Source organism: Amycolatopsis silviterrae (genome assembly GCF_042684085.1).
GTDB classification, from domain to species: domain Bacteria; phylum Actinomycetota; class Actinomycetes; order Mycobacteriales; family Pseudonocardiaceae; genus Amycolatopsis; species Amycolatopsis silviterrae.
On record NZ_JBHUKS010000015.1, the window covers coordinates 268,553 to 280,565 of the forward strand.

11 protein-coding genes are annotated in these 12,013 nt (G+C 69.7%); 1 reads left to right on the forward strand and 10 read right to left on the reverse strand.

What is annotated here, in order from left to right; genetic code table 11:
- Positions 1 to 468: 468 nt before the first annotated feature.
- The 7 genes from ACFSVL_RS21850 to ACFSVL_RS21880 form a co-directional block, all read right to left on the reverse strand.
- Positions 469 to 1,041, reverse strand: coding sequence for a TetR-like C-terminal domain-containing protein (locus tag ACFSVL_RS21850; RefSeq protein WP_378306928.1), 573 nt, complete (start codon positions 1,039 to 1,041; stop codon positions 469 to 471).
- A 10-nt stretch (positions 1,042 to 1,051) separates the two neighbouring features.
- Complete coding sequence (locus ACFSVL_RS21855) at positions 1,052 to 2,548, reverse strand: MFS transporter (protein WP_378306930.1); 1,497 nt, start codon at positions 2,546 to 2,548, stop codon at positions 1,052 to 1,054.
- A gap of 30 nt (positions 2,549 to 2,578) precedes the next feature.
- Positions 2,579 to 3,481: an NADP-dependent oxidoreductase gene (locus ACFSVL_RS21860; protein WP_378306932.1), complete on the reverse strand. Its 903-nt coding sequence runs from the start codon at positions 3,479 to 3,481 to the stop codon at positions 2,579 to 2,581.
- On the reverse strand, positions 3,478 to 4,956 hold the full coding sequence (locus tag ACFSVL_RS21865; RefSeq protein ID WP_378306934.1) for a carboxylesterase/lipase family protein: 1,479 nt from the start codon (positions 4,954 to 4,956) through the stop codon (positions 3,478 to 3,480). The genes ACFSVL_RS21860 and ACFSVL_RS21865 overlap by 4 nt, the downstream gene beginning before the upstream one ends.
- Before the next feature lie 81 nt (positions 4,957 to 5,037).
- Entirely contained in the window at positions 5,038 to 5,754 is a 717-nt protein-coding gene (locus ACFSVL_RS21870; protein WP_378306936.1) for a TetR/AcrR family transcriptional regulator, read from the reverse strand.
- Between the two features lie 519 nt (positions 5,755 to 6,273).
- On the reverse strand, positions 6,274 to 7,149 hold the full coding sequence (locus tag ACFSVL_RS21875) for a cyclase family protein (protein ID WP_378306938.1): 876 nt from the start codon (positions 7,147 to 7,149) through the stop codon (positions 6,274 to 6,276).
- Positions 7,150 to 7,195: 46 nt separating this feature from the next.
- Positions 7,196 to 7,552, reverse strand: a complete 357-nt coding sequence (locus ACFSVL_RS21880) for a winged helix-turn-helix transcriptional regulator (RefSeq protein ID WP_378306940.1) — start codon at positions 7,550 to 7,552, stop codon at positions 7,196 to 7,198.
- A gap of 86 nt (positions 7,553 to 7,638) precedes the next feature.
- Between ACFSVL_RS21880 and ACFSVL_RS21885 the strand changes: the two genes are divergently transcribed.
- Positions 7,639 to 8,934, forward strand: a complete 1,296-nt coding sequence (locus tag ACFSVL_RS21885; protein WP_378306942.1) for an MFS transporter — start codon at positions 7,639 to 7,641, stop codon at positions 8,932 to 8,934.
- Here the strand turns inward: ACFSVL_RS21885 and ACFSVL_RS21890 are convergent.
- The 3 genes from ACFSVL_RS21890 to ACFSVL_RS21900 all read right to left on the reverse strand — a co-directional run bounded on the left by ACFSVL_RS21890 (position 8,918) and on the right by ACFSVL_RS21900 (position 12,012).
- Entirely contained in the window at positions 8,918 to 10,528 is a 1,611-nt protein-coding gene (locus ACFSVL_RS21890; protein ID WP_378306944.1) for an ABC-F family ATP-binding cassette domain-containing protein, read from the reverse strand. The two genes, ACFSVL_RS21885 and ACFSVL_RS21890, sit on opposite strands and share 17 nt — an antisense overlap.
- A 221-nt stretch (positions 10,529 to 10,749) precedes the next feature.
- Complete coding sequence (locus ACFSVL_RS21895; RefSeq protein WP_378306946.1) at positions 10,750 to 11,160, reverse strand: Dabb family protein; 411 nt, start codon at positions 11,158 to 11,160, stop codon at positions 10,750 to 10,752.
- 12 nt (positions 11,161 to 11,172) lie between these two features.
- Positions 11,173 to 12,012, reverse strand: a complete 840-nt coding sequence (locus tag ACFSVL_RS21900; RefSeq protein ID WP_378306947.1) for an SDR family oxidoreductase — start codon at positions 12,010 to 12,012, stop codon at positions 11,173 to 11,175.
- Between the last annotated feature and the right edge of the window lies 1 nt (position 12,013).

A 12,013-nucleotide genomic window follows, 5' to 3' on the forward strand; every position in this document is an offset into this window, starting at 1 on the left:
CTTAACGTTAGAAAACTTGCACTAACGAGAAGTATGCGAAGAGGAGGCCACTAATGCAAGAGTTCCTGCAGTTAGATTTTTCAGCGGCCTCGCAGGCCTGGTCCACCACGGCCACCCGGGGCAATGCCAGGGACTCAAGACGGCGTTACGGGTGCGGCCCGAGCAGCGTCCGTCCAACCCGACACGACTGGCGGACACTGCTCGGCCTGCGTCCGGGCCAACGCGGGCGACCGGAGCCGGGTGCGTCGGTCGTGAGGGCCACCTTGAGGGAATCTGATTCCCCCAAGGTGGCCCTCACAGACCTGGAGAAACGGGTATTCCGGTGTCAATCGGGCATTTCACCGACGTTGGCGTCCTTTATGGACGGTCAGCAGGCTGAGCCGCCCGGCTCAGGAGGCACCCCCGCCAGGGCCGGACGTAGGGCTAGCGGTCCGTGAAGACATCCGCAACCGGCGGCAGCCCGCCCGCTCAGGCAGTAGCCAACGCCCGATCCACCAGCACAGCCAGCTCAGTATCCGGCGGCTCATACCCAAAGATCGCCCGCAGATAAATCGGCGCAAGCACAACATCGAACACATGCGCCACAGTCGGCGGCTTACCCCCCGCCGCAGCGACCCGATCCAGCGCCCGCTGCAGCTGCGCGGTGCGCTTCGCCAGATACCCGGCGGCATCGGCGGCGACCGGTTCGTCCGACCCGCCGCCGAGCGGGGACGTAGCCGCGGCGAGCGCGCGGAACAGCGCGAACCCCTCGCGCGTTTTCACCTGTCCGGCGACCGCGCGTGCCCAGTCGAGCAGGTCGCGGCGCAGGTCACCGCTGTCCGGGAACGGCGCTTCCTCGTTGAGCTGCGTGACCGCGACGTCGAGGACCAGCGATTCGATCCGCCCCCACCGCCGGTAGATCGTCACCTCGTGCACACCCGACCGTTCGGACACTTCCCGCACCGACGGCTGGTCGCGTCCCTCGGCGAACAGCTCGCGCACGGCGTTGTGCACTGCCGCGCGCGTACGGGCGGTACGGCCTCCAGGTCGAGTTTCTGCCATACGACCAAGGCTAGCGTTCGCGGTCCGGCTCAGCGGGCAACGGCAGCGGGCCGCTCCGGAACAGGAGTGCGGCCAGCACGGCGCTGCCGAGGAAGACCGCCGCCGCGATCCAGAACACCAGGTGATATCCGGCGAAGGTCGCTTCGGCGGCCGCGCCCGGGTGTGCGGCCAGGTATCCGGCGATCGCCGACGTGGCGAGCGAGCTGAACACCGCGGTCCCGATGGACCCGCCGATCTGCTGGGCCGTCGTCACCATCGCGGACGCCACCCCGGCGTCATGCGGCCGGACCCCGCTGGTCGCGGCGTTCTGCACCGGGCCGAAGATCAGCCCGAATCCCGCTCCGGTGACGAGCAGCGCGGGCAGGATGTCCGCGGCGTAGCTCGAATCCGCGCCGATTCCGGTCAGCAGCACCATGCCGATCGCGGCCAGCAGGCAGCCGGCCGGGACGAGCGGCCGGGGTCCGGTGCGCGGCAGGAGCACCGCGCCGGAGAACACCGCTCCCACCATGACCAGGCCGATCATCGGGAGGAACGCGACGCCGGTCTGCACCGGGCTGAACCCCAGCGTGTTCGCGAGGTAGAAGGTGAGGAACAGGAAGACCGCGAACATCCCGGTCCCGCAGATGCCCAAGGTCAGGTACGCCGCGCCGCGGACCCGGTCCAGCACCACCCGCAGCGGCAGCAGCGGATGCGCGACTCGGCGTTCGATGACCACGAACGCGACGACGAGCACGACACCCGCGAGCACCGGCCCGAACGTCCGGATGTCTTGCCAGCCATGCGTTTCCGCGGTGCCGAGGCCGAAGACGACGCCGATCAGCCCGAGCACGACGACGGCCGTTCCCGCGACGTCGAGCCGGACCCGCTGCGGCCGGTCGCCGTCGTGCAGGAGAACCAGCCCGCCGACGAACGCGACCGCGGCGATGATCAGGTTGGCGTAGAGGCACCACCGCCACGAAAGGCCTTGCGTGAGCACGCCGCCCAGCACCAGTCCCACCGCGCCGCCCGCGCCGGAGATCGCACCGAAGATCCCGAACGCGCGGCCGCGTTCCTTCGCGTCGTCGGCGAAAGTGATGGACAGCAACGACAATGCCGCCGGCGCGAGCATCGCGGCGAACGCGCCCTGGCCGATTCGCGCGGCCAGCAGCGTCGCGAAGTTCTCGGCGGCGCCGCCCACCGCGGAGGCGAGCGCGAACCCGCCGATGCCGATGAGGAACAGCCGCTTCCGGCCGAAGTAGTCGGACAGCCGGCCGCCGAGGAGCAGGAGGCTGCCGAATGCGAGCGCGTAGCCGGTCAGCACCCATTGCCGGTAGTCGGCCGGGAAACCGAGGTCGTGCTGCGCGGACGGGAGCGCGATGTTGACGATGGTCGAGTCGAGGATGTCCATCAGCTGGGCGAGGCTCAGTACGACGAGCGCGAGCCAGCGATGCTTGTGGCGCACGGCGTTTCCGGGCGCGTGAGGAGGAGCCGACGGGGCGGTCCCGGTCGGCGAGAGGTCAGGATTCATGAAGTTCTCTCGATTGAGTGAAGGGGCTCGTCAGCCGGGCAGCAGGACGAGCTTTCCGCGCACGCTCCCCGATTCGCCGACGCGGTGCGCTTCCGCGACGTCGGACAGCGGGAACGTCTGCCCGACGGGGAGGGTGAACCGGCCGGCTTCGACCAGTTCGCTGAGCTGGGACAGCACGTAAAGCGCGCGTCCCCCGTCGCCGCGGCTGAACCGCACGCCGTACTGCTGGGAGCCGGCGAAGTCGGCGACGGTGAGGACGTTCTCCGGGCCGCCCGCGAGCTGGATCAGCTCCGGCAGAACCCCGCTCCCGGCGACGTCCAGGGCCAGGTCGACGCCTTCGGGCGCGAGCGCGCGGACCCGGTCCGGCATCCCTGGCCCGTAAGCGATGGGTTCGGCGCCGAGGGAACGCAGAAAGTCATGTTTGGCCGGGCTTCCGGTGCCGATCACGCGCGCTCCCCGAGCCACCGCGAGTTGCACCGCCGCGCTGCCGATGCCGCCGGAGGCACCGCTGATCAGCACTGTCACGCCGCTCTCGACACCGAGCTGATCAAGCGCCCGCGCGGCGGTCTCGGCCGCGACCGGCAGCGCGGCCGCCTCGGCGAAACTGAGCGACGGCGGGATGGGCGCGTAGCAGAACAACACGGTCAATTCCGCTTGCGCGCCACCGGAAGCCTGGAAGCCGAAGACTCGATCGCCGACGGCGACGTCCGTGACGCCCTCGCCGAGTTCGTCCACAATGCCCGCCGCTTCGTACCCCATGGTCTGCGGAAGTTCCGGATCCATCAGGCCTTGGCGCTTCTTCCAGTCGCTCGCGTTGACCCCGGCCGCGCGCACCGCGATGCGGACCTCGCCGGGGCCGGGGTGCGGATCCGGCAGATCCACGATCTCGAGAACTTCCGGGCCGCCGAAGCTGCTGAACCGGACCGATTTCACGAGAGGCTCCCTTCACGGAGAGGCAGGCACGGGAAATCGTGCCCCGCCCAGAGGTTCGCGGACGCCTGTTCGGGGTAAGACCGCACGATCGGGTCGGCGTCGATCACCCAGGTCGTGCCGGTTTCGCCGAATTCGCCCCAACCCGGCCCCTCGCCGCGCGCGAAGGCGGTCCAGGCCGCCCGCATCGCCGCGGAAACCGCGATAAGTTCGGCATTGGGTTGCGGCCCCAGCATTTTCTCGGCCAACGGCCCGGTCAGATTCCCGAAAGTCAGCGCGACGTCCGCGCCGTGGCACGCGCCCAGCGCACCGCCGTTGCCGGGCGCTTCGAGGACGAATTCGTAGCAGAACGTGCGACCGGTGTGGTCCCGGGCGAGGTGCGCCGAAGGCATCCGGAACAGCCAGTCGGAATGGACCAGTTCGTACAGCTCCTCCGGCGTGGCTTCCGGGAAAGCCGCGCGGCACGCCTCGGCGTCGGGTGCCAACGCGGCGAGCGCGTCAGCCGCCATTTCCGCGGTCACCCGCCCTCGCAGTCCGCGCCCCGCGAGCATCTTCCGGAACTCGTCACGGGTGTGCCCGACGATCAGTTCGACGTCGCGGGAGGCACCGTCGCGGAGGGCTTGCCAAGGCGTGGCAGGAAGAACGTCGCCATCGACGACCGGCGCATACGGCGACACCCCGTACGCGAAGGTGCCCCAACGATCGACGTACTCGCGCAGATCGAGCTTGTCTACCGCCGCCGTGAGCGCAGCCGTCTCCGTGCCACCCGCTTTTGCCTCGATCGTGGCCAGGACATCCGCCGCCAGCTCGGGCGAGACAAAGGTGCCCGGCACGCTCTGCGCGATCGCCCGCTGGAACAGCCCTGCCGCACGCGGCATCGCGAGCAGCGCGGCGACCGCGCCCGCACCAGCGGACTGACCGAAGATCGTGACCTGCTCCGGGTCGCCCCCGAACGCGGCCGCGTTGTCCCGGACCCACTTCAGCGCCGCGACCTGGTCCAGCAGCCCGCGGTTCGCGGGCGCCCCGGCGAGCTGCCCGAACCCCTCGGCCCCGACGCGGTAGTTGAAGGTCACCACGACGACCTCCTCGGCCAGCGCCGCCCCGTCGTATCCCGGATCGGCCGAGCTGCCGGCCAGGTAGCCGCCGCCGTAGATCCACACCATCACCGGGCGACGGCCGGACAGGTCGCTGGTCCAGACATTCGCGGTGAGGCAGCCGCGCCCGTCGTCAGGCGGATTCGGCGGCGGAGCCACCGCGGACGACGGCACCTCCGCCTGGGCCGGAATCGGGCCGAAGGCCGAGGCGTCAAGCACGTCCGCCCACTCGCGTGGCGGCTGAGGCGCGGCGAAGCGCAGATCGCCTACGGGCGGCGCGGCGAAGGGGATGCCGCGGAACACCACGAGGTCGCCCTCGACGGTTCCACGCACCTGGCCGTGGGAGGTCGGCACCACCGGCCGTCGGTCTGTCAGTACTCGCACGAACACCGTTCTATCAACGAACAGTGTTCCTGTCAACGCGCAAGAAACCCCCGGAGACGTCTCCGGGGGTTTCCGGACGGTCTACCGGCGGGCGAGCCCGTCGATCATCAGCGCGAGCGAGAAGTCGAACCGATCATGCCCCTCGCCAGCCGTGAGCTGGGCAGCATGGCTTGCGGTATAAGGAAATTCCTCTGCGGGCAGCGACTCGAGCCGACGCTGCATCTCGTCCCGGCCGACGATCCACACCGCGTCCTTCTCCGCCACCCGCCGCCGCACGATCGACGCCTCCAGGCAGTACGCCGCCACGTAGAGCAGGAGCGTGTCGACCCCCCACGCCGCGGCCTGCGCCGGGACGCCCCCGGTGAGCAGGATCGCGAGCATCCCCTCGTTGAGCCGCGCGGTGTCGAGGTCGGTGGGCGCCACCGCGAACGCGGCACCGGAGATCCCGGGATAGGCCAGGTAGAGGTCGCGAAGCTGGACGCACACGTCGCCGATCTGATCGCGCCAGCGCGCCGGGTCCGGCTCGGGCAGGACGATCCTCGCGCACAGCCGCGCGATGAGCAGCTCGTCGAGATCGGTCTTGTTGACCACGTGCGCGTAGAGCGAGGCAGGCCCGGTGTTGAGCGCGTCGGCCACACGGCGCATGGACAACGCCTCGTACCCCTCGGTGGCGATGATCTCCAGCGCGGTGTCGACGACCTGCTCGACCGTGATCGGCACCGTCCGCCGCCGGGGTTTGGGACTGGCACCGGAGGCCGGCGACTGGTGCCGCGCGGCGCGTCGTTCTTTGGGATCCACGAGGGCAGCGTATCGCGAGTGTTCGTTCGGCGAACACTGTTCGTCACAGGTCGGGTCGGCGAAGGTCCGTGAAGGGAACCCCGACGGAATCAGAGTCCAATGCCAGGGACTTAAGGCGGCGCGGTAGATGCCGTCGCGGCCCGCCCGCCCGGATCGACGGAGCCGGCCAGAGCCGGTGCGGCTCTCCACCGGTCGGCAGGCCGGCGCGGGAGCGGTCTGGTCGTCCGTGCGGGGAACCTTCACAGACCCTGATTCCCTCAGGGTTCCCTTCACGGACGCCTCACCCCGCCCCCGTCGGCACCGGGGTGAGCAGCGACGAAGGCCCGGACCACGCCGAGGTTTGGCGCAGCTGGGCCGATCGCGCCTGGTTACTTCGTATTCGCCAGCCCGGTTCTGTCCGTCATCACTTTCGCCGCACCGGTTCGACCGGCATCTGCCCCGCTGCCTCCCCGGCCCCGTTGCCGCCGAAGAATGCCCTTACCGCCGCCCAAAAAGGGCCGCCGGGGAACCCAAGACCCGTCAGAAAATCGCCACTGGATTAACCGGCACCCCCGTCAACCCGAGGATCCGAGGCGGAGCCGCGACAAACAGAAAGCTATACCGTCCCAATTCAGCACAAACCGCGGCCAGTTCATCAGCGTCCACCGCGTCGATCAGCGGCATGCCCATCCGCGGCAACGCGACCCCGTGCATCGCCGGCGGGACGCCCGGCTGCACCGGCGGATACGCGTCCGAGAGATCCCCGGCATACAACGAAACCCCGCGATCATGCATCCACCGCACCGCGTCGACGGTCATGCCCGGCATCGGGTTGCCGCGGTACCGGGTCTGCACCCAGCCGAACCGCGCGACGAGCGCATCGCCGGATTCGACGCGGACACCGAAGCGTTCCTCCGCGGCGTCCAGGTCCCGCGCGGTGATCGCGTGGTCGGCGGGAACCGGGCCGTCGGCACCGAAATCGAGCAGGACTCCCCTGGTCACGATGCCGGCGGCGAAGGCTGTGGTCGATCCGTGCACGACGCCGCCCATCGTGACGCTCTCGTTCGCCGGGCGGCCGGGATAGACCTGGCCGTCCTGCGGGATGTGCGCCAGCGCGTCCAGGTGCGTGGACAGGACATGGTGATTGGTAACGGTCATCGCCTCCGCGTACGCGAGCGCGGGGCTTCCGGTGTACAGCATCATCTGCTGTACCGGTGACTCTTCGGCGGTCCGTGGTGGGAAGGGGCCGCTGAGCACGGGCAACGGCTGGATCGGCACGGCCAGGGAGACTGAGCGGCCGCTGCGCACTTCCCGGCCGGCTCGTTCGCGGACCTCGTCGGTGATCAGGTTCAGCGTGCCCAGTTCGTCGTCGGCGCCCCACCGGCCCCAGTTGCTCGGCAGTTCTTCCTCGCTCATGGCATTGAGCTTACTGATCTTCGGCGAACCGTTGCGCCACAGCGAATTACCGGTCGGGATCGTGGTCCGCCGCGTATGAACGGCCCCACGCAGCCATCGCGTTCAGCACCTTCTGCGCGTTTTCGCCCAATTCCGTCAGGCTGTATTCCACCTTCGGCGGCACCTGCGGGTACACCACGCGGCGCAGCAGCCCGTCGGCTTCCAGCTCGCGCAGCTGGCGGGTCAGGACGCGGTCGGTGAGACCCGACAGCAAGCGCGAGAGTTCGCCGAAGCGGAGCACGCCGTGGTCGGCCAGTTCGTGCAGGATGCTCGGTTTCCACGCGCCGCCCAGCACCATCGTCGTGATTTCGGCGGCGCACGTCGTCCGCCAGGTACGGACGGCCTTCTCGACCTGCGGGCGCATCCGGCCTCCTCACTATCCGTTTGGTTAGTACCGAACATCGAAGTCCGTACTTGTCGCGTGTGCGGGTGTCCGGACAAGATCGTCGCATGGCGTTGACCCGGGTGGAACCGCGACGCGGGCTGGTTGTGATTCCTCTTCTGGCTGGGGTGCTCGGCGGGAGTCTCGCGCTCAGCATGGTCAACACGGCGCTGCCGCGGATCGCCGCCGAACTGCAGGTGCCCGCGACGGCACGGGCGTGGATCGTCGACGTTTACCCGCTCGCGCTGGCGGTCTCGATGGTCGGGGCGGCCCGGGCGGGCGACCGGTACGGACGGCGACGGGTGCTGCTGATCGGCGCGAGCGCGCTGGCGGTGCTCAACGCCGTGGCCGCTGCCGCGACGAACGCGACGTTGCTCATTGTGTGCCGTGGGTTGCTCGGGGTGGCCAGTGCGCTGATTCTGGCCGGGGTCGTCGGCACGATCGGTTCGCTGTTCTCCGGCCGCGATCTCGCGTTCGCCAACGGGATGTGGATCACCACGCTGGGTGCCGGAAACGCGCTGGGTCCGGTCGCCGGCGGGCTGCTGACCGACGGGCCGGGCTGGCGCTGGGTTTTCCTCGCGCTGGTGCCGCTCGCGGTGCTGACGATCGGGCTGGCGCTGTGGTTACAGCCCGAGTCGGTCGGCCAGGCCGCTGCCGGATGGGAGATCCCGAGCCTGCTGTGGTCGGCGGCGGCGATCGGCGGGATTGTGTATGGACTGCAGGAAGCGACCGTCGCACCGGTGCGCGGGGTGCTGTGCATAGCGGCGGGGCTGGTCGCGGGGACGGTGTTCGTGCGCCGGCAGCTTCGGCTCCGCGAACCGTTGCTGCAGGTCCGGTTGTTTCGGCGGCCGGGGTTCGCGTCGGCGTTCGCGCGGATCGTCGTTTCCGCCGCGACGGCCGCGGCTTGTCTCTATCTTGTCAGCCTCGAACTCCAGCACTCGCAAGGACATACGCCGATCGAGGCGGGGTTCGCGCTGCTGCCGCAAGCCGTGGCCACTGCGGCCGGCGGGCTGGTCGCTCCGTTCAGCGTGAACTGGCTGCGCAGCCGGACGTCGACCTCCATCGCGTTGGTGATCCAAGCGGCCGGACTGATTGCGATTCCGTTGAGCCACACGGTTCTTCCGGTCGCGCTGGTCGGATTCGGATACGGCGCGATCGGCACCCTGGCGACCACCGCGCTGTTCGAAGCCGCGACCGCCGAGCACGCCGGGGCGGCGGGCGCGACGCAGGAGGTCGGCTTCGCCATCGGCGCGGGCGGCGGGGTCGCCGTGTTCAGCACGATCGCCAACCTCGGCGGCGGGACGGGATTCGCCGCCGCACTGCTCGCGGCGGGCGCGGTCACGCTGCTCACGGCGATTCGCTGACCTCCTCCACAGTATCCACAGTGGACCCGAGCCGCACCCACCGCGTCGCCCCGATAGACCGCAGAAACGAGAGGTCGTGGCTGACCACGATCAACGCACCGGCATAGGACGCCAACGCTTGCGACAGCTGCCGGACGCTGGCCAGGTCCAGATTGTTCGTCGGCTCGTCCAGCAACAACAGCTGCGGCGCCGGGTCCGCCAGCAGCAGGGTCGCCAGCGTCGCGCGGAAACGCTCGCCGCCGGAAAGGCTTCCGGCGGGCTGATCGGCCCGGCTGCCGCGCAACAGGAACCGCGCGAGTTGAGCGCGGATCTCGTTGTCCGAGGCCGAAGGAGCCGCGCGAGCCACGTTCTGCGCGGCCGACAGTGTGTCGTCCAGCAGGTCGAGCCGTTGCGGCAGCCAGCGCACCGGAACCGGGACCTTGACCGTCCCGGACCGCGGCTGGATCGCCCCGGTGATCGTTTGCAGCAGCGTGGTCTTCCCGGAACCGTTCGGCCCGACGAGCGCGATCCGCTCCGGACCGCGCAGCTCCATGCGCACCGCGAGCCCGTTGCGAAGCTCCACATCGGACAGCGTGAGCACTTCTTTTCCGGACGGCACCGAGGTTTCCGGCAGATCGATCCGGATCTCGTCGTCGGCGCGGACGGTCTCCGCCGCCTCCCGCAGCCGGTCCTTGGCCTCCGCGACCTTGCCGAGGTGCATCGTGCGGTGCTTGCCCGCGGCGATTTCCGCGTCCTCCTGCCGTTTCCGCATCCGGACCTTCGGCTCCCGCTTGTTCTCCCACTGCTTCCGGCCGTAACGGGCGCGCCGGTCCAGCTTCGTCCGCGCCTCGACCAGCTCGCGCTTCTGCCGCTTGAGATCCGACTCGGCCGCCCGCACCGTCCGCTCGGCCGCCTCCTGCTCGACCGCGACCGCCGCCTCGTAGTCCTCCAGATTCCCGCCGTAGAACGTCACCGTCCCGGAACGCAGATCGCCGATCCGGTCGACGTGGCGCAGCAGCTCCCGATCGTGCGAAACCAGCACCAGCACGCCTTTCCACGCCCGCACCGCCGCGCCGACCAGCCGCCGGGCGCGCCGGTCCAGGTTGTTCGTCGGCTCGTCGAGCACCAGCACGTCCGGCTGCTTCAGGAACTGCGCGGCGAGGCCGAGCAGGATCAGCTCGCCGCCGGACAGTTCGTCCGCCCGCGCGTCCAGTGCGACGTGCGCGAGGCCGAGCTGATCGAGCGTGGCGCGGGTGCGTTCCTCGACGTCCCACTGGTCGCCGACGGCCGCGAAATGGCGTTCGTCGGCGTCCCCGCGTTCGATCGCGGCCAGCGCGGCCCGGACCTCGGCCAGCCCGAGCACCTCGTCCACCCGGCGTTCGGACGCGAGGCTCAGGTTTTGCGGCAGGTAAGCGAGTTCGCCGGACACGCTGATCGAGCCCGCGTCCGGCGCCAGCTCGCCGGAGATGAGCCGGAGCAGGGTGGATTTCCCGGACCCGTTGACCCCGATCAGCCCGGTGCGGCCCTCGCTGATCGCGAGGGTGAACCGGTCGAAGACCACCTCGCCGTCCGGCCAGGCGAAACAGAGGTCATTGCACACAATGGACGAAGACATAGAGCTCCCTTGTTCGCGGTGGACGAGAACACGAAGACACCGCGGCACAGGGTGCGTACGAACAACCGGGATCAGCTGCCGTCCTCCGAGGCCAGACGCGCGCCGGGCGGGAAGCACCCAGGTCGCGGTGTCAATGCACCTCAGAAGATCAATGTCCCTCTTTCACAGAACGGCGGCAGCTGACCTCAGTCTAGGCGAACGGCCTCGCCCGGCGCGAGCGATTAACCCGCCGAGGGCGCGGCGCTGCCGGTGTACTCGCGGAGCCCGGCGACCAGTTCCGCGATGTCCGGCACGTTCTCGAACCTGCGCCGGTGGACGTCGGCGATCCTCGCGCCGATCTCCGGATCCGGATCGTCGGTGATGTCGAAGGACATGAACTTGTCGACCAGCGGCAGCCCGATCCGGTCCATGTCCAGGTGCACCGGATGGTTCATGTACTCGGTGTAGCCCTCGATGTCCTCGACCACGGTGACCGCGCCGTACTCGTACTCCCCGCCGAAATCCGGGCCGACGACGCGCGAAACGATGGCTGGGATCGTGGACTCGTGCTCGCCCATTTTCGCGAGAGCAGCTGCTCGTTCCTCCGGCGTGACCGAAGGCTTGAGGGTGAACCGGGTGCAGTGGTAGATCATCGGAATTCCCTTTCAGGCAGCGAAGTCGGCGGCGTAGTCGCGAGCGAAGTCGGTGACGTCGCGGGCGGGGTGTCCGGTGAGGTCGGCGACGGCGGTGTGCACCTCGGCGGCCTCGCCGCGGGCATAGTGGGCGTAGTCCTCGATGAGCCCCTCGACCTGCCAGGGCGGAAGGAATCCGGTCAGCGCGGCGGCGAACTGCTCGGCGGGCGCGTCGTGGAAGGCGATGTCCCGCCCGGTGGCCGCAGAGAGTGCCTCGGCGATCTGGGAGTGGGTCACGGCGCGCGGGCCAGTCAGGGTGTAGGTGCGGCCGGTGTGTCCGCCGCTGGTCAGCACGGCAGCAGCGGCGTCGGAGATGTCCCGGGTGTCGATGGCGCTGACGGCCGCGTCGCCGATGGGCGCGGCGAAGAATCCCTGCGCGATGGTGGCGGAGAAGCTGCGCAACGCCTGCAGGTACAGGTTGGGGCGGAGCACGGTGTAGTCGAGCCCGATTTTCTCGACGTGCGCTTCGACTTCGGCGTGCCAGCGCAGGAATCGCACCGGCGAATCGGCACGCGCCGCGTATTGGGAGAGCAGCACGAACCGGCTGACTCCGGCGTCGCGGGCGAGGTTCGCGAACTGGATCTGCAACTCCGCGGCGTCCGGTGCCGAGGGGCTGTTGAGGAAGACCGCGTCGACCCCCTTCAGCGCCGAGGCGACCGCGGCCGGGTCCTGCAGGTCGGCGACGACGGTCTCGGCACCGTCGACAGAACGGCCCCGGGTCATCGCCCGGACGGCCGCACCACGCGCTTGCAGAGCGGGGATCAGGGCGGAGCCGACCGTTCCGGTCGCGCCGGTGACGAGCACTGTGTTCATT

Bases quoted from the DNA above. Each gene is read 5' to 3' on its own strand.
- ACFSVL_RS21850 (WP_378306928.1), bottom strand. From the start codon at position 1,041: ATGGCAGAAACTCGACCTGGAGGCCGTACCGCCCGTACGCGCGCGGCA.
- ACFSVL_RS21855 (WP_378306930.1), bottom strand. From the start codon at position 2,548: ATGAATCCTGACCTCTCGCCGACCGGGACCGCCCCGTCGGCTCCTCCT.
- ACFSVL_RS21875 (WP_378306938.1), bottom strand. From the start codon at position 7,149: ATGAGCGAGGAAGAACTGCCGAGCAACTGGGGCCGGTGGGGCGCCGAC.
- ACFSVL_RS21880 (WP_378306940.1), bottom strand. From the start codon at position 7,552: ATGCGCCCGCAGGTCGAGAAGGCCGTCCGTACCTGGCGGACGACGTGC.
- ACFSVL_RS21885 (WP_378306942.1), top strand. From the start codon at position 7,639: ATGGCGTTGACCCGGGTGGAACCGCGACGCGGGCTGGTTGTGATTCCT.
- ACFSVL_RS21890 (WP_378306944.1), bottom strand. From the start codon at position 10,528: ATGTCTTCGTCCATTGTGTGCAATGACCTCTGTTTCGCCTGGCCGGAC.
- ACFSVL_RS21895 (WP_378306946.1), bottom strand. From the start codon at position 11,160: ATGATCTACCACTGCACCCGGTTCACCCTCAAGCCTTCGGTCACGCCG.
- ACFSVL_RS21900 (WP_378306947.1), bottom strand. From the start codon at position 12,012: ATGAACACAGTGCTCGTCACCGGCGCGACCGGAACGGTCGGCTCCGCC.